At 59.4% G+C, this 21358-nt stretch carries 20 protein-coding genes; 8 read left to right on the top strand and 12 right to left on the bottom strand.

Going from position 1 to position 21358, the window contains the following annotated elements; genetic code table 11:
• The first annotated feature begins 77 nt into the window (after positions 1-77).
• Positions 78-332 (top strand): colicin E3-like toxin immunity protein, encoded by a 255-nt coding sequence (locus HU806_RS23100; protein WP_186614719.1) that lies wholly within the window; start codon positions 78-80, stop codon positions 330-332.
• A gap of 78 nt (positions 333-410) precedes the next feature.
• Here HU806_RS23100 and HU806_RS23095 read toward each other — a convergent pair whose 3' ends face one another.
• Positions 411-2588 carry a TonB-dependent siderophore receptor gene (locus tag HU806_RS23095; protein ID WP_186614717.1) on the bottom strand — a complete coding sequence of 726 codons (2178 nt, stop codon included), beginning with the start codon at positions 2586-2588 and terminating at the stop codon, positions 411-413.
• A 254-nt stretch (positions 2589-2842) separates the two neighbouring features.
• Between HU806_RS23095 and HU806_RS23090 the strand changes: the two genes are divergently transcribed.
• A complete protein-coding gene (locus HU806_RS23090; protein WP_186614715.1) occupies positions 2843-3571 on the top strand; it encodes a hypothetical protein in 729 nt (242 codons plus the stop codon).
• 67 nt (positions 3572-3638) lie between these two features.
• On the opposite strand, the gene HU806_RS23085 is transcribed toward HU806_RS23090, so the two are convergent.
• Complete coding sequence (locus HU806_RS23085) at positions 3639-4529, bottom strand: MBL fold metallo-hydrolase (protein ID WP_186614714.1); 891 nt, start codon at positions 4527-4529, stop codon at positions 3639-3641.
• 151 nt (positions 4530-4680) lie between these two features.
• On the opposite strand from HU806_RS23085, the gene HU806_RS23080 reads away from it, so the two are divergent.
• The 4 genes from HU806_RS23080 (at position 4681) to HU806_RS23065 (ending at position 9745) form a co-directional block, all read left to right on the top strand.
• Complete coding sequence (locus HU806_RS23080) at positions 4681-5676, top strand: GlxA family transcriptional regulator (protein ID WP_186614712.1); 996 nt, start codon at positions 4681-4683, stop codon at positions 5674-5676.
• Positions 5677-5753: 77 nt separating this feature from the next.
• Positions 5754-6269, top strand: coding sequence for a sigma-70 family RNA polymerase sigma factor (locus tag HU806_RS23075; RefSeq protein ID WP_186614761.1), 516 nt, complete (start codon positions 5754-5756; stop codon positions 6267-6269).
• Entirely contained in the window at positions 6256-7236 is a 981-nt protein-coding gene (locus HU806_RS23070; protein WP_186614710.1) for a DUF4880 domain-containing protein, read from the top strand. Before HU806_RS23075 ends, HU806_RS23070 begins: the two co-directional genes overlap by 14 nt.
• A 118-nt stretch (positions 7237-7354) precedes the next feature.
• A complete protein-coding gene (locus HU806_RS23065; protein ID WP_186614758.1) occupies positions 7355-9745 on the top strand; it encodes a TonB-dependent siderophore receptor in 2391 nt (796 codons plus the stop codon).
• A 163-nt stretch (positions 9746-9908) separates the two neighbouring features.
• Here the strand turns inward: HU806_RS23065 and HU806_RS23060 are convergent, their stop codons facing one another.
• The 3 genes from HU806_RS23060 to HU806_RS23050 form a co-directional block, all read right to left on the bottom strand.
• Positions 9909-10655: an HvfC family RiPP maturation protein gene (locus tag HU806_RS23060; RefSeq protein ID WP_186614708.1), complete on the bottom strand. Its 747-nt coding sequence runs from the start codon at positions 10653-10655 to the stop codon at positions 9909-9911.
• Entirely contained in the window at positions 10648-11499 is an 852-nt protein-coding gene (locus HU806_RS23055) for an HvfB family MNIO-type RiPP peptide maturase (RefSeq protein WP_186614706.1), read from the bottom strand. Before HU806_RS23055 ends, HU806_RS23060 begins: the two co-directional genes overlap by 8 nt.
• A gap of 65 nt (positions 11500-11564) precedes the next feature.
• Positions 11565-12092: an HvfA family oxazolone/thioamide-modified RiPP metallophore gene (locus tag HU806_RS23050; protein WP_186614704.1), complete on the bottom strand. Its 528-nt coding sequence runs from the start codon at positions 12090-12092 to the stop codon at positions 11565-11567.
• A gap of 600 nt (positions 12093-12692) precedes the next feature.
• Here HU806_RS23050 and HU806_RS23045 point away from each other — a divergent pair.
• Positions 12693-13139 (top strand): Xre family toxin-antitoxin system antitoxin, encoded by a 447-nt coding sequence (locus HU806_RS23045; RefSeq protein ID WP_186614756.1) that lies wholly within the window; start codon positions 12693-12695, stop codon positions 13137-13139.
• Positions 13136-13624: an RES family NAD+ phosphorylase gene (locus tag HU806_RS23040; RefSeq protein ID WP_186614702.1), complete on the top strand. Its 489-nt coding sequence runs from the start codon at positions 13136-13138 to the stop codon at positions 13622-13624. The genes HU806_RS23045 and HU806_RS23040 overlap by 4 nt, the downstream gene beginning before the upstream one ends.
• Positions 13625-13666: 42 nt before the next feature.
• On the opposite strand, the gene HU806_RS23035 is transcribed toward HU806_RS23040, so the two are convergent.
• From HU806_RS23035 to HU806_RS23005, 7 genes are all read right to left on the bottom strand, one after another.
• Complete coding sequence (locus HU806_RS23035; RefSeq protein ID WP_186614700.1) at positions 13667-14206, bottom strand: hypothetical protein; 540 nt, start codon at positions 14204-14206, stop codon at positions 13667-13669.
• A gap of 347 nt (positions 14207-14553) precedes the next feature.
• Positions 14554-15630 (bottom strand): protein-glutamate methylesterase/protein-glutamine glutaminase, encoded by a 1077-nt coding sequence (gene cheB / locus HU806_RS23030; RefSeq protein ID WP_186614698.1) that lies wholly within the window; start codon positions 15628-15630, stop codon positions 14554-14556.
• A 2-nt stretch (positions 15631-15632) separates the two neighbouring features.
• The gene (gene cheD / locus HU806_RS23025) at positions 15633-16130 is read right to left on the bottom strand and encodes a chemoreceptor glutamine deamidase CheD (RefSeq protein WP_186614697.1); all 498 of its coding nucleotides are present in this window, start codon (positions 16128-16130) and stop codon (positions 15633-15635) included.
• On the bottom strand, positions 16127-16963 hold the full coding sequence (locus HU806_RS23020) for a CheR family methyltransferase (protein WP_186614696.1): 837 nt from the start codon (positions 16961-16963) through the stop codon (positions 16127-16129). The genes cheD and HU806_RS23020 overlap by 4 nt, the downstream gene beginning before the upstream one ends.
• On the bottom strand, positions 16960-17496 hold the full coding sequence (locus HU806_RS23015) for a chemotaxis protein CheW (protein WP_186614694.1): 537 nt from the start codon (positions 17494-17496) through the stop codon (positions 16960-16962). Before HU806_RS23015 ends, HU806_RS23020 begins: the two co-directional genes overlap by 4 nt.
• 39 nt (positions 17497-17535) lie before the next feature.
• The gene (locus HU806_RS23010; RefSeq protein WP_186614692.1) at positions 17536-19194 is read right to left on the bottom strand and encodes a methyl-accepting chemotaxis protein; all 1659 of its coding nucleotides are present in this window, start codon (positions 19192-19194) and stop codon (positions 17536-17538) included.
• Positions 19195-19226: 32 nt separating this feature from the next.
• On the bottom strand, positions 19227-21326 hold the full coding sequence (locus HU806_RS23005) for a chemotaxis protein CheW (protein WP_186614690.1): 2100 nt from the start codon (positions 21324-21326) through the stop codon (positions 19227-19229).
• Positions 21327-21358 lie beyond the last annotated feature (32 nt).

Raw genomic sequence — 21358 nt, 5'->3', positions numbered from 1 at the left:
AGGAGGAATCTTTTCTTAAGGGTGGCGGAGTTTAATTAAGCTTCAATAGCAAAATCTGTCCGCTGTTAGGAGGGGAAATGGGACTCAAATTAAGACTTGAGTGGTATAGCAAGCAAACCGAATCTTTCGAGGCGGAGGAGTACTCAGAAGATTTAGGTGACGACGGCGCTGTCGTTGAGGCTTTAGGTATTCCATTCGAAAACAATATAAATAATGGTGGATTCGATGTCCTCGTGGACTGGGTAGCAATTCTTCAACCACATTTTCAGCACTCGATTGATTGGGGGCGCTATGACTATCAAATAGCCTTCGATTACCGAGACAGCTGGTGACTTGGGAATGGGTAGGCCTTGATGCAGCGAAGGCTTGGCAAAATCGGAACTAACCAACCCTGCCAAGCCAGCCGCCCGCTAGAAACTGTACTTAGCAGTCAACAGCATATTCCGCGGATTGCCATAGGAATCTCCCCCATAATCGGCGGACGTGGCAATCGCCGAGTAGTAACGGCGGTCAAAGATATTGTTGGCATTGACCTGCAAATCCAGGTTCTCACTGACCCTGTACCCGGCCATCAAGTCCGTCACCGCGTAGCTGCCCTGTTCGAGGCGGTGTTGGCTGCCATCCGCCAGCTGAATGTCGTTGTACAGGCGGCTTTGCCAAGAGATGTTGCCGCCTACGCGCAGTTTTTCCAGCGGGCCTTGAAATTTGTAGGTGGTGGTCAGCTTGAACAGATGCTCAGGCACGTCGGGGTCGAACTGCTTGTTGACCTTCTGCGGGTTGGCGGCGTCCTTGATGGTGTGGGTTCGCGCGTAGGTATAGCCACCGCCGACCTGCCAGTTTTCGGTCAAGGCGCCCTGCAGTTCGAAGTCGATGCCTTGGCTGCGGATCTCGCCGGAGGCCTCACTACAGGTTGCCTGGGGGCAGTTTCCCGTGACGATCGACACGGCGCGGTTTTCCTGGTCGATGCGGAACACCGCCAGGCTCGCATTGAGCGTGCCGTCAAAGTACTCACCCTTGATGCCGATCTCGTAGTTCTTGCCGATGATGGGCTTGAGCGGGCTTGCAGAGATGTCCTTTTCGGTCTGCGGCGTGAAGATGTCGCTGTAGCTCACGTAGACCGAATGATGGTCGTCCAGGTCGTAGATCAAACCGGCGTAACGCGTGACGTTGCGAGTGACTTTGAAGTCGCCGTCGCCATCACGGTTATCGTATTCGTACCAGTCCAGGCGTCCGCCGAGAATCAACTTCAAAGGGTCGGCCAAGCTTAGGCGAGTGGTGATGTAGACACCGTCCTGAGTGGTCACGTCGCGCTGGTTGTTGGTGTGGACGAAGTCCGGTTTACCCGCGTTGATCGGCCAGTTGAGGTTGTACGGGCTGTAGTTGTGGGTGGTCTTGTCATTCATGCGCTTGCTGGCGCCAACCACCAGTTCATGCGTACGCCCGAACGCCTCGAAGGGCCCGCTGGCGAAGGCATCCACGCCGGCCTGGTTTTCATCGTAGGTCGCTTGGTAAACCGTGCGGGCCAATGTGTTGTTGACCCAGCGCGATTGGTAGGAGCCGGAGAACAATGCGTCCTGTTCGGAGTAGTTGGCGTTGACCTGAAGGTTCCAGTCGTTGGCCAGGCGATGACGGACCTCGGCGAATACCGTATTGATCTCCTGATCCTTGTTCTCCCAATCGGTGCCCGGATTGTAAGAACGCGGCAGGTCCAAGTGATGGCCGTCCTGGCCGATCATCGAGGCGCCCCAGAAGTAATTGGTCTTGTCCTTTTGATGAGAAAAACCCAGCGTCAGGGTGGTGTCTTCGCTCAGGTCTGCTTCGGTGATCGCATAAAACAGGCCGTGATCCTCTTCGACATCATCGATGAAGCTATTGGCGTCGCGGTAAGACGTCACGACCCGGCCGCGCAGCGTGCCACTGTCGTTCAGCGGGCTGGAGGCATCGACCTCGCCGCGGTAGTCGTCCCAACTGCCGGCCGCACCGGTCAAGGTGACTTTCTGTTCGGCCAGTGGCCGCTTGCGAACCAGATTGATCGCCGCCGATGGGTTGCCCGCGCCCGTCACCAGACCGGTGGCACCGCGCACGATCTCGACCCGATCAAACATCGCCAAGTTAGGCTGGGAGCCGGCGGAATAACCGTCGTAGCCCGTCGGGATGCCGTCATACATAAGGTTATCGATATCAAAACCGCGCGCCTTGTAGGTCTGCCGGCCAGGGCCGCCGGAAAAATCCAGGAACAATCCGGGCGTCGCGGCCACCACATCGTTGATGTCGGTCATCGCCTGATCGTCCATACGTTGGCGCGTAATGACGGTGACGGCTTGTGGGGTTTCGCGCATCGACAGCGGCAGCTTGGTCGCTGTCGACATCGCGCCAGTGGTGTAGGACTCGGTGCCTTCCGTGGTAGTCCAAAGTTGATTGCCGGTGACCTCGGTCGCGCCCAGCTCCAGCGTGACCGGTTGGGCATTCTGCGGGTTGGCGCTGCTGTCCTCGGCGTAGGCGGGGGCGAGGGTGGCCATGCAGATAGCCATGGCCAAAAGATCGCGGGCAGGGATGAAATGACGCGGTGCGGTGGTGCAAGTCGGCATGAGCAAATCCTGAGGCGCTAATGGTGTTGATAACGATTAGCGTTTAAGTTTCGCAGGATTTGTCTGAGGGATAAAGCTCGAAACGCTCTGGGAGCATTGATGCAGAGGGGTGGAGCTTCTTTATATCGGTGCGGCGGGGGGATGACGGGACCGTTTAGCGAATCGCAGTTGCAACAGGCGAAAGGGAGCGATCCCTAAAGTTGGATCCATTGCCGTCGATAACCTTCTGAATTTCCAAATCATGGATCGATGAAATGGTACTTTCCATCAGCTCCGTTTATATCTCACCCGCCAAAACCAACCTGACGCGCTCCGAGCAACCGCTCGTGACCCAGGCGCCGACAGACGCTGCAAAACTAGCCCTGTCCAACGCCAGCCCAGCGGCCATTTTCCATCCCAGCGAAGAAGCCCAGGCGACGATGCCAATGCCTGCGGCGATCGAGACCTGGGTCGGCCGGTCCCAATCAGCGGACTTCCCTCGATACGCCGAGATCCTCAAAGGCGCGACCAGTACTCTGAAATTCTCGTTCGAGGATTTTCAATCCACGCTTTCGGCGCCCCATCCAGACTTGGCTGGCAAGAAATACGGCTTCACCGTCGAAGCCGATGGCAGCCTGAAAGTCCTCAACAGCGCCGGCCAGCTCAGCACCTCCGATATCCAGCGGCTGACCGATTTGCTCAACGACTCCAAGGACCTGAAAGCCGCCGCCATCGCGGTCCGCGACGCCTCCATCGACCTGGTCGACGCAGACTCGCCATGGTCCGGCAGCTACCTGGGGCTCTATAGCCTGACCAAGGAAAACTTCGCCAACACGATCGATCTGGCCCCGCTGCTGAAAGACCGTGGGTCGGTGTCCATACAGGAATATTCGGACGGGTTGTTTTTCAATCAGTTGGCGTACAAGGGCGAGCGGGCGACGCGGGAGACGGAACAGGCGATGTTTGAGAGGCGGGCAGCGGAGCGGTTCTCGGCGCAGGCGTGAGTGGAGGGGATTCAATTAGGAAAAAGGACGGATTTATTTGCCAAATAGACCCGTCCTTTTTCGATTTTTAGAACTCCAGCGAAGCCCCATCTTCCGGAATGTCTACACGACCCTCAATCCCTTGCTTCTTGACGTAGGCACGCAACTCTTCACGCGTCAGGGACATATGGTTGATCGCGTCCATGTGCACCGCGACTATCTGCGCGTTTTTCGCGGCTTTTGACGCGCGAAGCACATCTTCTTCACCCATGATGATCGAGCCGTCGAACCCCGCCATCTTGGCCTTGCCGGCATTGAGCACGATAACTTCCGGGTGGTATTGGTTGATGGCCTGGTCGACCTCTTTACGCCAGATCGTGTCACCCGCAAGGTAGAGCGTCTTGTAGCCCGGTGCCTGGAAAACCACGCCCATGGCTTCGCCTAGCGGTTTTGCGAGCGCAGGTATGGCGTACATTTCATCAGTGCCATGCTGGCCGCCGGTCTTGGTGATTTTGACGCCGCCGAATTCCGCTTCATCCGTCAGCACGCGTACGTTCTTGAAACCCTGGGAACGAATCAGCTGTGCATCTTCTTCATGCTGAGCGAACAACGGAATGTCTTTAGGCAGCGCTTTTTGCGCGGCATCGTCCCAGTGATCAAGGTGCGTATGGGTGACGATGACAGCGTCGACCCCGGCGATAACTTTCTCTGGCGATTCCGTCAGATCAACCAGGGGATTGCGAAGGTTGCTCCGATAAGTATTTTCAAATCCCGGGTAGGCGCCTTTTTTTGCCAGCATGGGATCAATCAGGAACGTGGTACCACCGTAAGTGATTTTCACCGTGGCGTTACGAACCTGCTGCAGATCCAACTTATGAGAGGCGTCAGGCGCCTTGGGCGCGTTTGAACTGGCAAAGGACGGCGTAGCGGCGACAGCACAAGCAATGCTGAAGGCAAGCGGTAAAGTTCTGAGTTTCATGGGAATCAATCCTGTTGTTTACATCGAGGCATCCATTCTTGCCGAATGCCTCTGGGGTCAACAGTGGCCCAAATGACATAATTCGATATAATCGGGCCAACTGACCGACATTGTTCGGCTTGAGCCCTGCGGGGCGAACCGAGGCTGCCTGATGCTCCCGATACGCGTTGCTGTTCTAGCTTTTGAAGGCGTGAGCCTTTTCCACCTTTCCGTGCCCGGAATGGTATTGGGGACCGTCCAGCCCGCCCCCGATGAGCCTCGGTATAAAATCAATTACTGCGCGGAACTGCCCGGCATGGTCAGTACCGACCAAGGCGTCGGCCTGTCGGTAAGCCTCGGCCTGGAACTGATGGAAGCCTGCGACGTCATCATCATCCCCGCGTGGGGCGATCAATCCCTCGTTGCATCGCCCCAACTCATGGAAGCGCTGCAGCTCGCCAACGCGCAAGGCAAGCTCATCGTCGGATTATGTTTGGGAGCGTTCGTCCTCGGCGATGCAGGGCTGCTCGATGGAAAGGAGGCAACCACCCACTGGGCCGTCCGTGATCAGTTTGCGCAACGTTTTCCCAAGGTTCGATTCAAACCCGAGGTGCTCTACGTCAGCGCCGATAACATCGTGACGTCTGCCGGAACCGTCGCGGCAATCGATTGCTGCCTGCACCTGGTACGCGAGCGACTCGGCGCAGACGTGGCGAATCGCACCGCGAAAATGCTCGTGACACCACCCCACAGGCCCGGAGGCCAGGCGCAGTATGTTGAGCATCCGGTGCCGCAATTACTTGGCGAAACGCATCTGTCCGACGTCCTGACATGGGCCCGCATGAACCTGTCCAGCGACCTCTCGCTCGACGTTCTGGCCGGGATGGCGAAAATGAGCAGGCGGACTTTTACCCGTCGGTTCAAGGAAGCGACTGGCACAACCGTATCCAAATGGTTGACCGCAGAACGAGTGGCCAGAGCGCAGGCGTTGCTGGAAACGACGGAGTTGTCTATTGAATGCATCGCAGGGGAGGTGGGGTTTGGGACGTCGCTGTCGTTGAGGCAGCATTTTGGGATGCATCTGGGAACGTCGCCTTCTGATTATCGGAAGATGTTTTGTCTTGGGGTGGGGCGCAATGCTGGCGGTCGCCCAAAAGCGGACACCTGAGCGCCACGTATTTGCCTAAGGCCTATCGCCTGAGTAGAATGCGATTAATTATCAATCATGTACTTGCCGGGATTCCGATGCGCAGCGATGAAACACTAGGTACTGCAGATCTAGGGCTGCTCTATCGAACCCACCACTCATGGTTACACGGCTGGCTAATTCGACGCATTGGATGTCGCGATAACGCAGCAGATTTGGCGCAGGATACCTTCGTACGTCTGCTCAAATCCCGCCAGTCCAGCCCCTTGCGCGAACCACGCGCCTATTTGAGCAGTATCGCCCGCGGACTGATGATTGATCAGTATCGTCGTCGCGAACTCGAACGTGCCTACTTGGAAAGCGTCATGTTGCTGCCTCAACACGAGGTTCCCTCGGAAGAAAGCCGGCTGATGATTCTTGATGCGCTTGAGCGCATCGACCGCATGCTCGGTACGCTTAAACCAAGAGTCCGCCAGGCATTTTTATTTGCCCGACTCGACGGTCTAACCTGCGTGCAAATAGCCGAAAAGCTGGGTGTTTCCCGGGCGACGGTGGAACGCGACCTGGCCACGGCCCTGCAACACTGCTATCGCTTGCGTTATGTCGAGGCGTGAGCCGCAGGCGCTCAATCCGGCCATTGTCGAGCAGGCAATCCAATGGCTGGTGCGCCTTCGCTTCAATCAAGCCGATGAACAAACACAGCGCACTTTTGAGCACTGGCTGCAGCAGAGCCCGGAGCATGTGTTGGCGTGGCAGCGTGTGGAAACGCTTGGGGATGAATTCGCCGGCGTGCCAGTTCAACTGGCCCGACAAACCCTTAATGGTACCCATCATGGAATGCGGCGGCGGGAAAGCCTGAAGCTACTGGGCATATTGGCTACTGTCAGTACTGCAGCCTGGCTCGGCCGGGACTACACACCCGTACCCGCCATGCTTGCGCAGCAGCGCAGCAGCACCGGCGAGCAACGACGCTTCCAACTCGATGATGGCAGCCTTATCCAGCTCAATAGCGATAGCGCCGTCGACAGCGATTTCGACGCCCAGCGACGCCTGATCATCCTGCGACGTGGTGAAATCATCGTGAATGTCGGCGCGGATCAACACGCGCCTCGAGCGCGACCGTTCTGGGTGCAATCCCGTGACGGGATCATGCGCGCCCAGAGTTCCCGCTTTCTGGCACGCGAGCTGGATGATGGCACTCTGGTCGCGGCTCAGGAAGGATCAGTCACGGTTTTCCCCGGCTCCAGTCAAGCTCCTGCGAGCCGCAGCGTCCAGGCAGGAAATCAGCTGCTGTTCACATCCAGTGGCGCCCGAGTGTTCAGGGACAACGGCCTTGATCTTTGGAGCTGGGGTGACGGGGTGATCAGTGCGCGCAATATGCGCCTCAATGATTTCATCGTGGAGTTGTCGCGTTATCGCCCAGGGGTATTGCGCTGCGCGGAAGAGGTCGCTGATCGTCGCGTTTCCGGCACCTTCCAGCTCGCCGACAACGATCAGGTCCTGGCATTGATCGCGCAGTCACTGCACTTGAACATTGATTATCGAACCCGTTATTGGGTGACCGTGACCGCTGCTACCTGAGCCCATCAGCACTTTTCGCCACCTGAAAAATAATGAGGTGGCTTCTCATTCTCGTTCGACCTCTAAGGAAGGCCGGAATACAGGCCAGTCTGCCGATGTCCTTTCTTGGAGCGAGAAAATGAGTTCGTCCCCTGTTTCACAGCGCCATCCATTAAATCGTGCCTTGCAGGGTGCGATTCTGGGTTTGATCGTAAGCAGCTACGCATTGCCATCGCTGGCACAAACGTCGAGCGTTGACCACAGCAATCAAGTCAAGCAGTGGAACATCGCTGCCGGCCCACTGGCGCCGGCGCTTGACCGCTTTGCCCGCGAGGCTGGGATCAGTCTTTCGTTCGACGCGTCGAGTGTAGCGAACCGCACCACTGCTGGCGTGAATGGCACGCTCGATACGTCGGCTGCGCTGTCATCGTTGCTGCAGGGGAGCGACTTGCAAATCGAACAGCAAGGCCCGAATGCCTATCTACTATCCCCTCAACCAAAGCCCGCCGGCCCGCTGGAGCTCGACGCAACGGACGTTGAGGAATACCGTCTTGCACCCCTCATCATCAATGCCAAGGTCAGGGTCAGTGCCGACGACGACACCAACTCGGTGGTCGCCAAGGAACTCTGGGTTGGCGGCAAGGTGGCAACCAGCATTCTCAATACACCGGCATCGGTGTCGGTTGTTACCAATAAGGAAATGGAGCAACGCAGCGTCAGCACCACGGAAGAGGCGTTGCAATACACGCCGGGCGTGGTCAGTGACTTTTATGGTACGGATGACCGCAACGACTATTTCCAGATCCGGGGCTTCCAGGCCACCACCTACCGTGACGGCTTGACCCTGAGTTCGATGCGCGGCGTACGCGAAGATCCATTCGCTTATGAACGCATAGAGATTCTGCGTGGCGCCAACTCCACGCTGTTTGGCCCAGCGGACCCGGGCGGCTCGGTGAATTTCGTGACCAAACAGCCGCGCTTCGAGCAGTTTGGTCAAGGTTATGTGACCTACGGTTCGTTTGACCATGTCGAGACAGGCATCGATGTGGGGGATGCGCTGAACGACGAGAAAACCGTGGCTGGCCGCTTTACCGCCAAAGGCCAAAACAGCGACCGCGAGTACGATCACTCACAGGACGACAACCAGTTGGTGATGGGTGGCCTCACCTGGGCACCCACGGATTACACGTCAGCCACCGTGATTCTGGACTATCTGAAAACTGAAAGTTCGCCCAACAGTGGCGGCTATCCGCTGGACAAGGAATACGACCGCAGCAAGTTTTATGGTGAGCCCAGCTACAACTTCCACGATGTCGAGCGCACCAGCCTCAGCGGTAACGTCACCCATGACTTCGACAACGGCTTCGTACTGCGCAGCAATCTGCGTTACAGCAAATTGACCGATGATTTTGGCTACGTTTACCTCAGCGACAGCGCCGCACGTGTCGGTACTACCGTTGATCGGTTTCTGTTTGGAACGGACACTGAGGCCGACCAATTCAACGGCAACTTGATGCTGCAATACGATGCCCGCTTCGAGAACATCGACAGCAGCAGCCTGGTGGGGGTGGAGTACCTCGATTCGACCACCAAGGAAAGTTCGGTCTACGCCCTGACGACTCCGATTGACATTGCAAATCCCGTGTTTACGGGCGTTTCGCGCTCAATCACGCCGTATGCCGTCAACAAGCGAGACGCGACCACCAAGGCCGTGTTCCTTCAGCAGAATCTTTCGTTCTACGAGCGTTTCATCGTCACCGCGGGTATGCGCAACGACTCGATGGACCTTACCAGCAAAGGCTTGCAATCCACTGAGAAAGACAACTTCTCCGAAACCTCCTACCGAGGTGCGTTGACCTATATCGTCAACGATGAGGTGTCCACTTATGTGAGCATGGTGGAATCCGTCTCGCCGCCTCAGGTTGGCGTAACGCCGCAGACGGGCAGGCAGTACGAAGTGGGCGTGAAGTATGCGCCGATGGGGATGGACGCACTGTTCTCCGCAGCCGTTTATGACTTGACCCAGGAAAACGTCACCATCGCCGTGGTGCTGCCGAGCGGCATCATTGAGCAACAGACAGTGGGCGAATCGCAGGTGCGTGGCCTCGACCTGGAGGCCAAGGCGCAGGTGACGCAAAACCTCAGCCTGATTGGTGGCTACTCCTACATGGAGTCCGAGGTACTGCGCGGTTCGTTGTACGACGGCAGCTCCCTAAAGGGTAATGAGTTCACCACGGCACCCAAGCATTCCGCTTCGCTCTGGAGTTATTACGACGTGCCCGGCACGGATGTCAGCGTTGGCTTGGGTGCGCGCTACGTCGGCTCTTATTACTTCGATGCAGCCAACTCCGGCAAAAGCGATGGCACCACACTGTTCGACGCCGCCTTCAACTATGAGATCGCCAAGGGCACCGACCTTGCGGTGAACGTCAGCAACCTGTTGGATGAACAGCACGTGGTCGGTTCCGGCACAGCGAACTTTTACAACCCGGGTCGCGAGATTACCGCCAAAGTGAGTTACAACTGGTAGGTAGGCGTGTAAGCATTTTTCCATAAAGACGGGCGCTTCCAGCGCCCGTTTCCCCGTCAACCCTCAACCCCCTCCTGAAGCCGCCGCCCACTCACCTCCAACAAATCAGGTTCAAGCACTCCCCCCGAACAGGTGACCATTTCCGAGAGTCGCGTAGGAATCATCACAACTCACCCCAACGCGTCCCCAACACAATCCCCTGCACCTTGAACCCCTCAAGCGCCGCCACCCCCACCGGCATCAACTCCTGCACCGTCAACCCAGCCGTATCAGCCAGCGCCACCAGATGTTCCCGTCCGCTGCGTCGGTTATCCATCAGCGAAACCAACAACGCATAAGCCATCGGCGCAAGGCGCGAAAATATCACTTGCCCGGCGCGTCGCTGGAGCAGGACCAACGTCGGAGCCGCAGGCTTTTCGGTGGGTTGGTAATCCGGCCCGATGTCACACACCGGCCATTCATACGCCTGCACCCAAGCCAATCCGGACACCACGGGCACGCCGTCGATCAAGTCGCCGAGGGGATTGTATGACGGTTCCACGGCATCGCTCAGCAGCAGGGCGCTTTCGCTCCATTCGTGTTGCGCGAGTTCGGGCAGCCAGGCGGGGAAGTCATGCAGGTCCGGGTGTTGTTCAAGGTAGGTGACGAATTCGCCGGCGAGCTGTGTGAACAGGGGCGTCTGGCTGCGGTGGTTGGCGTAGAAGTCGTGGACCAGCCGTTGCCAGTCTGTGCGCGGTAGGGTTCGGTGGATGACCGGGAAGCTGGCCGCCAGCAGTGATTCGATGCTGCCGATGAACAATCGGCGGTAGATGGCCAGGCGTCGGGCTTCGAGCCCTGGCGGGGGCGGGTTGTGGGGGTTGCGGACGAAGCTGGCCATGCAGTTGAGTTGTTCCAGCAATTGTTCAGGCATGGCGGGCCTCCGGTGTTACCGGGCAGGTGAGTTGTTGCAGGTGTTTGATCTGCTGGATTTCGGCCAGCAATTCAGCCAACGGCGGAAAGTTGAAGTCGCGTTCCAGCAGTGTCGGCACTGGTCCGAATCGTTGGTAGGTCTGGTATAGGAGGCTCCAGACGTCTTGCTTGACCGCCGCGCCGTGGGTGTCGATTTTCAGGTCGTCGGCTTCGTCGTAATGGCCGGCGACGTGCAGGTAGGTGACGCGTTGCGCGGGGAGGGCGGCGAGGAATTTCTGGGCGTCGTAACGGTGGTTGATGGCGTTGACGTAGAGGTTGTTGACGTCCAACAGCAGGTCGCAGTCGGCTTCTTCGAGCACGGCGGTGACGAAGTCGATTTCGCTCATGGCCTGAAAGGGCGCGGCGTAGTAGGAAATGTTTTCCACGGCGATGCGCTGGCCGAGTATGTCCTGGGTCAGGCGTATGCGGGCGGCGACGTGGTGGACGGCTTCTTCGGTGAAGGGGATCGGCAAGAGGTCGTAGAGGTGGCCGCTGTCGGAGCAGTAGCTCAGGTGCTCGCTGTAGATCGCCACGGCGTAGCGATCGAGAAAGCGCCGGGTGCCGCGCAGCAGCTCGAGGTCGAGTGGTTGCGGGCCGCCGAGGGACAGCGACAGGCCGTGGCAGGTGATGGGGTGCCGTGCGGCCAGTTGGTCCAATTGCTCGGCGTAGACGCCGCCGACGCCGATCCAGTTATCCGGGGCGCATTCGAGGAAGCCCACGGCGCCCGGGGCCATTTCCAGCAGATCGCCAAGCATGGCGCGACGCAGGCCGAGCCCGGCGCCGTTGGGTGAGGTGAAAGTGCTCATCGCTGTTCTCCAGGAATAACCAATGCCTCCCGGTGTGATCCACCGGGAGGGCGGGAGCGAAGGATTTACTCCTTGGCTTTGCTCATGTGGATGAACAGCTCGGTGGGCACTTTCTTGCCGTTGGCGGTGTATTGGCCAGTCCGGTATTTGTAGGTTTCCGCCTCCGACAGGTAGCCGTCGTGGTTGGTGTCCATCTTCTCGAACTCGGCTTGCTGGGTCGGCGCGACGGTGAGGAATTCTTTCAGCGACACGCGCGCATCGTCGTCGGTGTCGGTACGGGCAAAGGACGCGTCGCCGCATTTGCCTTCGCCGCACTTGCCTTCCGCCGCGGTGACTTTTTTGCCGGATTCGTCGGCGCCGCATTTGCCTTCGCCGCACTTGCCTTCCGCGTCGGTGACTTTTTTGCCCGATTCGGCAGCACCGCATTTACCTTCACCGCATTTGCCTTCAGAGGTTTTTTCCGCCGAAGCCAGCTGATAACCCTGGGGCAGGGCGTCCACCGCGAAGGCGGATTGGGCCAGGCTCAAGCCGCCGGACAGGGCGAGTGCGGCGAGGGCGAAGCGAGCGGCGTTCGAGTTTTTTGTACGGGTCATGACAGTTCTCCAGATAAGAAGGGGTGTGCCCCAAGGCAACGTTGCGCGGGGCGTGCCGTGGCGGTTGTCACGCTGCTTGCGACCCGGCGATGCGTTGAGCGCGTCGGGACGAAGCAAGCGGGACAGGCCTGTTCGGACGGGGCCATTTGGCCCTTGCCGTGTATCTGGGATATGTCATTTAGCGGGGTGTTTGTATTGCTCTGTGTCGTGGATACAGAGGGTGCAAGGGGCTGCTGCGCAGCCCAGCGGAAGCAAGCTCCCTCGCCACGGGTTTGGTGTGTTTCCTACAGAAGATGGATGCTTATGGAGTGAATGAACGAAATCTCTGACGACTTTTTAGGGTTGGCCTTCGGAAATACTGCCCCTAGGATCTGGTGCTATCTGTTGTGCATGCAATACAGCAAGCGCAGCCCCGTTCTATTGGATGAGGATTGATTGATGCCGGGAAGCCAGGAAGCCGGGCCTGATAAATTCAATTGTTGCCCTGACGACATTTGGCGCTATGCTTACGTCAAATGTCGTAAGGAGGCTAGCATGATGACCGTTGCAGCTAAGCAGGCAGAGGGGGCCACCGTCAGACCTACCGGGAAAACGGCGGCGATGCACCGCGAGAAGACCGTTGAAAAGCCGACCCAGGTGTTGTTGCAAGGGCGCAAAGGGGATGAACGCCTGCTGATTATTCGTTACACCCAGGAAGGTTTTTATTTGAGCGATGTCAGGGAGATGCTCTCCGGATCAAAGCTGTACATGGAGCATGGTCTCCTTGAGCGCATCACAGGCAAGTCTGTCAGGACCGTACAGCGCTTGGCGAAAGAGGCGCAACCGGTACGGCTGAACCGCCAACAAAGTACCGTTGCGTTTCAATATGCCCAAGCCTTGGAACATGCCACTGAGGTATTTGGCAGCCAAACATTGGCTGAGGACTGGCTGGAGAAGCCCTGCAGGTATCTGGATGGCCATGTACCCTTGGAATTGATCGACAACTCGCTGGGCTTTCAGGTCGTGGAGGATTACCTGAGCCGTATTGAGCATGGGGTTTATCAATGAGTCCCTTGCCCTGGGAGGGCAAGTGGCATGCATGGCGTCTTGATCGCGAGGTCTACAAGGAGACATGGGACAGTGGCGTCGGTGCGCAACGATCCGGCGGGCGCTGGAATCCTCCCGGCCGTCGGGTGATCTACGCCTCGGCCGATCCTTCCACTGCTATTTTGGAGGTCGCGGCGCATCTGGGGTTCGACGCGCTGGACAAGGTGCCCCATCTGCTGACCTGCTTTGAGGTGCTGGATCCGGCACTGATCAAGGTGGTTCATGCCGAAGACGTGCCAAATCCTAATTGGCTCGCCCCGACTCAACCTTCGCCGAACCAGCAACTGTTTGCCGACGAGTTGCTGGCGAACTTTCCCTTCGTGCTGATTCCTTCGGCGGTAACCCGTCATTCCTGGAATTTGCTGGTGAGCTGCGATTTGGCGACGGACCAATTCAAGCTGATTTCCCAAGAGCGGTTTGGCTTGGATACTCGATTGGTCAGGTAAAGACTAGGCATGTTCTGACGGGGTAACGAGCCCTGCTACGGATTACTTTTTCACCGAATAATCCTTCCCCCAAACCCGCACGGAACTGATCGCCTCGTTCATGCCTTCAAACACGAACTTCTGTCGCACGGCGGTCTTCGGTGGGACGGTAACTTCGTCAGCGTTGTCCAGCCCGGTGAGTCGGTTGGCGTAACCGGCTTGGTCGATGGCCAGCAGCGCACCGGTTTGCCCGAGGTTGATCAGGCGCAGTTGTGTGTCGGTGCTGTTCTTGAAACCGAGGGTGATGGTGACGTTTTCATCGCTGGGCTCCAGCTTCAGCACTTCAACGTTGATGCGATCTTTCATCTGCTCATCCGAAGAGATAATCGCTGCGCCGTCGGTGCCCTGGACTGATTCGCGACCATCGAGCACGCCTTCGCTGACGCCGCCCAAGAGGTTCTTGCCGGCGGTGATGAATGACGAGACCGCGGATTTGGTCGAGTCCTTGATAACGCTTTCTGCCGGCTCGCCTTCGGCCAGGCATACGGAACTGAGCAAAATACCGGAGAAGAAGAGGGTGGTGCGTGACGGCAGAAGGGTCATACCTGAGTCCTTTAGGGTGGCTTGCAGCACGCCCGTCGGATGGGCGTGCGGCATGATAGCGGGGATCATGGCGTACTTGTCCATTCCTGGTTTCTCGGGTCATTGGGTTTATGCGCTGATCCGCATTTTTTGGCGGCAGGTGCATCTGTAACGGTATCAGTTCCCACTCCACAATTCGGTCACGGCGCAATGACTCTGGGGGAGAAAGCTCATGGCGAAGATGGCGATTTTTTTGGGTGGTTTCCTGGCGTTGACGTTGCTGATTGGTATGTTGGCGACCATTTCACCAGTGTAGAAGAGCCTTTGTGGCGAGGGAGCAAGCTCCCTGGCCACGGGTTACGCGTCGATCAGCGATGTAATATCACCTGCGCGATCTCCTGCAACGGCATCACCCGCTGCGCGGCGTTGAGCTTGATGGCTTCCTTGGGCATGCCGAACACCACGCAACTGGCTTCGTCTTGGGCCACGGTGGCGCTACCGGCGTCGAGCATTTCCTTGAGGCCGCGGGCGCCGTCGTCGCCCATGCCGGTCATGATGATGCCGGTGGCGTTGCGGCCGGCGAACTTGGCCACCGAGCGAAACAGCACGTCTACCGAAGGGCGATGTCGGTTGACCAGCGGGCCGTCCACCACTTGCACGTGGTAGAACGCGCCGCTGCGAGTCACCATCATGTGCTTGCCGCCGGGGGCGATGAGGGCCAGGCCCGGGTGGATGCGATCGTTGTTTTTCGCTTCGCGCACTTCGATCTGGCACAGGCTATTGAGCCGGGCGGCGAACGACGCGGTGAATTTCTCCGGCATGTGCTGGACGATGACGATGCCAGGGCTCACGCGGGGCAGGGCGGTCAGCACCGCTTCCAGCGCCTGGGTGCCGCCTGTGGAGGTGCCCATGGCGACGATGCGTTCGGTGGTCTGGGCCATGGCGTGGCCATTGGCGGCGGGCAGCATCGCGTCGGCGGTGAGTTTGGTCGCCGGCGTCAGCGGGGCCGGGGCAGGGCGCTTGCCCAGGTTGCGGACGTTGACCTGAGCGGCGGCGCGGATGGCGGACACCAGTTCCGGCGCCGACTCCAACAAGAAATTCTTCAGGCCGCTGGTGGGCTTGGTGATGATTTCCACCGCGCCCGCGGCCATGGCTTGCAACGTGGTTTCCGCGCCCTTGGGCGTCAATGATGAGCAGATCACCACCGGCGTGGGCCGCTCGCTCATGATTTTCTTCAGGAAGGTGATGCCGTCCATGCGCGGCATTTCCACGTCCAGCACAATCACGTCGGGCCATTCCTTTGCCAGTTTATCCATGGCGAATATCGGATCGGAGGCCGCGCCGATGACGTTGATGTCCGGCGTGTCGCTGAGGATCGCCAGCAACACCTGGCGGACCACGGCGGAATCATCCACCAGCAATACATTTATCTTTTTGCCTGACATGGTTAATGCAGGGTCCTTATCGGTTGGTGCCTGACCCAGACGTCGCCCGTGCAGAGGTCGAAAATGATGCTGCGATGACCGGTGCTGCCCATGTCCTGGGCGATCAGGTCCAGGCGATACAGCGCAGCCATTTCCAGCGCCGCGTTGACGTTCGACCGCGCCACGTCGCCGAATGCCACGTGGCGTTGCAGCTCAGGGAACATCTCGCCGCCGCCGAACAGCTTGAGCTGATATTCCTCGGGCTTGGTGTGATGGGCCCGTGCCTGGCGAATGAACAATTCGATGGCTTCGTCGGCGTACATCCCGTTCAGCGCCGTGGAGCAACGCACGCGGCTGGGCAACATGAAGTGGCACATGCCGCCGATCTTGCGCTGCGGATGCCAGAGCGTGATTGCCACGCAGGATCCGAGAATCGTGCGCAGCCGGGTTGGGCAGGTCGCGAAGCGAAACTCACCCGGCCCGAGATAGACCTCGGCCACCTCCTTCATCACGGCGCTCATGGCTTGCGATAAATCGAAGGGGCGACCAGCTTCAACGCATCGGACACGCCGTTGAGGCTTTCCGAATGGCTGACGATGAAATATCCGCCGGACTTGAGCCGAGGAATCAGCCGGGCGACCACTTTGCTTTTGGTTGGCTGATCGAAATAGATCATCACGTTGCGCAGGAAAATCACGTCGAATTCTCCCAGCTCCGGCAAGGTGTCGTTGAGGTTGACCTGGATGAAGTTGACCCGGTTGCGCAACGCCCGGTCGATGAGCATCGTGCCTTGTTGGCGGCCGGTGCCCTTGAGGCAGTATTTCACCAGCAATTGATGGGGCAGGTTGCGGGCGCGCTCCATCGGATAGTGCCCGGAACGGGCCTTGGCCAGCACTTGGGTGCTGATGTCCGAGCCGATGACTTCCCAGGGCGTGGTGCCCAGGCTTTCGGCCAGGGTCATGGCGAGGCTGTAGGGTTCCTCGCCAGAGGAGCTGGCCGCACTCCACAGGCGAAAGGTCTTGCCCGGTGTCGCATGGGGCAGCACTTGGTCGCGGAGGAAATCGAAGTGTTTGGGTTCGCGGAAAAAATAGGTTTCGTTGGTCGTGAGCAGGTCCAGCGCCACCTGCAATTCGTCGCTGCGCTGGCCGCTCATGATCAGCTTGAAATATTCGCCGTAGCTGTCCAGTTCATAGTGCTTGAGGCGCTTGAACAGTCGCCCGGCCACCAAGGCTTTCTTGGCCGGCGACAGGTTGATACCGGCGGCCTGGTACAGCCAGGATTGGAACTGGCCGAACTCCCGGTCGGTGAGCGCCATTGAATGCACCGTGCGTTCCTTGCAAGTGGCTGTACTCATGAGGCCGGCGCTTCCAACGCGGCAGGGCTGGCTTGGGCGAGTTCGGACATCTCGTCGATGGACAGCACCCGGTCTACCTCCAGCACGATGACGAACTTGCCATCGACCTTGGCCATGCCGCTGATGAAGTCGGCGCGGATCTTCGCGCCGAAACTCGGTGGCGGCTCGATCTGCGAAGCCGGGATTTCCAGCACCGCCGACACCGTGTCCACCAACAGACCGATGTCCTGGGCCTGTCCGTCGGCGCTGGCGGCCTCGATGATCACCACGCAACTGCGCCGGCTGATGGCGGAATTCGGTCGGCCGAAACGCGCCGACAGATCCACCACCGGCACGACCGCGCCGCGCAGGTTGATCACCCCGCGCACGAAGGTCGGCATCATCGGCACCACGGTGAGGTTGCCGTACTCGATGATTTCCTTGATGCACAGGATGCCGATGGCGAACATCTCAGTGCCGAGCATGAACGTCAGGTACTGCGCTTCTTCCTCGACCGCGCTGACGGTTTGACGTGTGGTCGCGATGGCGCCCATTGCCTTTTCTCCTTTAAGCAAGCCTGTGGGACCGGGCCATCAGAACCGGGTGAATTCCGATTCGTCCGGCGCGCTGGCCATGTTGTAGGCAAACGCCTTGGGCATCACCGGTGCCGGTGCCCGCGCCGGTTTACGGCTGGATGGCCCCGGCGTGTTATCGACCCTGGCGACCTGCATGGCAGACTTGGCCGGCGTGTCCAAGGTGAAGAAGCTCATGGCCTGTTGCAGTTGCTCGGCCTGGCTGCTCATCTCTTCGGCGGTGGCGGCCAGCTCTTCGCTGCTGGAAGCGTTCTGCTGGGTCACCTGGTTGAGCTGGGTCATGGCGGTGTTGATCTGCGCCACGCCAGCGGCCTGTTCTTCAGAGGCGGCGCTGATTTCCTGCACCAGGTCCGAAGTCTTGTTGATGGACGGGACCATTTCGTTGAGCAGGTTCCCGGCTTTCTCGGCCATGTCGACGCTGCTGGACGACAGTTCGCCGATTTCCTGGGCGGCAACCTGGCTGCGCTCAGCCAGTTTGCGCACTTCGGCGGCGACCACCGCGAAGCCTTTGCCGTGTTCGCCGGCGCGGGCGGCTTCGATGGCGGCGTTGAGCGCCAGCAGGTTGGTCTGGTAGGCGATGTCGTCGATGATGCTGATGCGCTGGGCAATTTTTTTCATCGCCACCACGGTCTGCTGCACCGATTCACCGCCGTCGGTGGCTTCCTTGGCAGCCTTGCTGGCCATGCCGTCGGTCACCTTGGCGTTCTCGGTGTTCTGGTTGATGCTGGCGCTCATCTGCTCAATGGACGCACTGGTTTCCTCGACGCTGGCCGCCTGTTCGCTGGTGGCCTGGCTCATCGACTGTGCGGTGGCGCTGACTTCTTCGGAGGCGCTGGCGAGGTTATCCGCCGCGTTGCGCACTTCACCGATGATGTGCGACAGCTTGCCGACCATGTTCTGCATGGCGCTGAGCACCATGCCGGTTTCGTCCTTGGAACCGGCTTCGATTTTCGCGTTCAGGTTGCCTTCGGCCAGTTGCTCGGCAACGGCGGCGGCCTGCTTCAACGGGCGGGAAATGATCCGCGAGATGAACAGCGCCAGGCCCAGGCCCACCAGTAGGGCAGCAGCCAGCACGGCGATGATCGACAGGCGCGCTTTTTCATACAGCGCGGTGCCGTGCTCGCTGGCGGCGCCGGCGCCGGCGTCGTTGAGCTCGACCAGTTTTTGCAGGTCGTTCGTCACCAGGTCGAACTGACGCTTGGACTCGCCTTTGAGCAGCGCCATGGCTTGCTCTGTCTGGTTCTGCCGCGACAGCGCGAACAGATCCTTGCTGACCACCAGGTAAGCAGCCCAATCGTTGCGCGTGGTGTCGAACAGTTGGCGATCTTCGCCGCTGGACAACAGTTTTTCATAAGTGCCAAGACGGGTTTCGAAGGCTTTCCTGGCCTCTTCGGCTTCCTGTTCCAGGGTGGCTCGTTCCTGCTCGGAGTCGGCCGCGATATGGCGGTTTTCCTTCAGGCGAAAGCTCGCTGCGTAGAAGCGCATCCCCGATGCGGCGCGCATGGATGGCATCCAGTTTTCGCGGATCTCGGTGGTGGTGCCGTTCACCTGGCCCAGCTGAATGATCGAAAACACGCCCATGACGGCGGTCAGCGCCAACACCACAAGGAACGAGGTGATCAGTTTGGTGGCGATTCTAAGGTTGTAGAACCATTTCATTGGGGAATACCTCTCCATGGAGTGTTGAAGCGTCAGCGAGCGTTGGCTTGTTGTAATTGAGTTGGGGTGTAGCGAATTTCGGTTTGGGCGATCTGGGTGAGCAGGGCGGGTACGTCGAGGATCAACGCCACGGCGCCGCTGCCCAGGATGGTCGAGCCGCTGATGCCGCGCAGGGCGCCGAACAGCTTGCCCAAAGGCTTGATCACGGTCTGGAATTCCCCCAGCAAGTCATCCACCACCAGCCCGGCCTTGAGTTCGGCGTAGCGCACCACCACCACGTTCTGCCGACGTGAAGCCGGGCCTTCGTGGTGGAAGTGATCGCGCAGGTACACCAGCGGCAGCACTTCGCCGCGCAGGTCGAGGTAGCCTTGTTCGCGACTGGCCAGGCCATCGTCTTCGCTCAGCTCGATGCATTCCTGGACCATGTCCAGCGGAATCACATAGGTGGACTGGCCGATGCCGACCAGAAAACCATTGATGATCGCCAGGGTCAGCGGCAGGCGGATGCGCACCACGGTGCCCTTGCCGGGCTGGCTGTCCAAGTCGACCGTGCCGCGCAGCAGGGTGATGTTGCGCTTGACCACGTCCATGCCTACGCCACGTCCGGACAGGTTGGTCACGGCCTGGGCGGTGGAGAAGCCGGGCTCGAAAATCAGGTTGTAGATTTCCTGGTCGGTCAGGCTCGCGCCCGGCGCAATCAGTCCGCGCTCCTGGGCTTTTTCCAGGATGCGGTCGCGGTTCAGGCCGGCGCCGTCGTCGGCGATTTCCAGCACGATGCTGCCCGAGTCGTGATAGGCGTTGAGGTGCAGATGCCCCTTGGCCGGTTTGCCGGCCGCCCGCCGCGCCTCGGCAGTTTCGATGCCGTGGTCCATCGCGTTGCGCAGCAAGTGCATGAGCGGGTCGCCGATTTTTTCCACCACGGTCTTGTCCAGCTCGGTTTCCGCGCCGCTGATGATCAGGTCGATGTCCTTGCCCAATTCCTGGCTGACATCGCGCACCACCCGGCGAAAGCGGTTGAAGGTTTCGCCGATCGGGATCATGCGCAGGCGCAAGGCGCCGTCGAGGATTTCTTCCACCAGCCCGGACACCGACGAGGTGGCTTCCTGCAACGGGTCGTTCTGGCAGGTGCGGGCCAGCAGGCTGGCGCCGGCGCTGGCGATGACCAGCTCGCCAACCAGGTTGATCAGTTCGTCGAGTTTGTCGGCGTTGACTCTTACATAAGTCCCATCTTTGCCTTTGCTGTCGCTGGTGACGGCTTGTTTGTCAGGCGAGACCTGGGCAGGCATGCGTGGGGTCTTGCGTTGATCCGGCATCAGCTCGCCCGTGGTGACCATCGCGGTGCTTTCGTCGACCTGCGCCTGGGCGCTGGCGACCAGGCCCGTGTTGGCTTCGGGCTCGATGTCTTGCGCGGCAACGATGTCGATCAGGCAATCTTCCCGCACGAAATCGAAGACTTCGTTGATCGCGGCATGACCGGCCGCCGAGCGAAACTCGATATCAAAACCCAGGTAGCACGACTCGGCATCCCAGGCTTCGACCGTCGGCATCGCGTCAGTCAGTGTGGTGATGTGGACGATGTCGCCGAGGGTCTGCAGATAGCGCAGGAATGACAACGGGTCCATGCCATTGCGGAACACCTCCTGGCCGAAGCGCAGGGAGATGTGCCAGCGGCTCGCCTCGGATGATTCGCCCGTTTCGGTTTCCTGTGGCGCAGGCGGTTCGGCCGCGACCGTGGGCGACTGGTATTCCTGCAGCATCTGGCACAACTCGATTTCCCGGGCCTGGGCAGGGGCCTGCAACGTCGAGCCCTGGTTGGCGACCACGTCGATCAGCTCAAGCATATGATCGCCGGATTTGAGCAGCACCGCGATCAGGCCCGGGTCCACGGTGACGCTGCCTTCGCGCAGGCGATCGAGCACGTCTTCGACGATGTGGGTGAAGCTGACGATCGGCTCCAGGCCGAACAGCCCTGCCGAACCCTTGATCGTGTGGGCCGCCCGGAAGATCGCGCCGATGGCGTCATCGTCGGCGGGGTCGTTCTCCAATTGCAGCAGCGACTCTTCCATCGCCTGCAATTGTTCCCGGGCCTCGACGATGAAGGTTTGTTGTGCCTGATCGAGATTGATGCTCACGCTCATATCCTTTGTCGTGTCCGACGTAGTGC

It is taken from the genome of Pseudomonas sp. SWRI154, assembly GCF_014268645.1.
Lineage (GTDB): Bacteria > Pseudomonadota > Gammaproteobacteria > Pseudomonadales > Pseudomonadaceae > Aquipseudomonas > Aquipseudomonas marvdashtae.
This window is presented reverse-complemented; position numbering and strand designations above follow the sequence as displayed.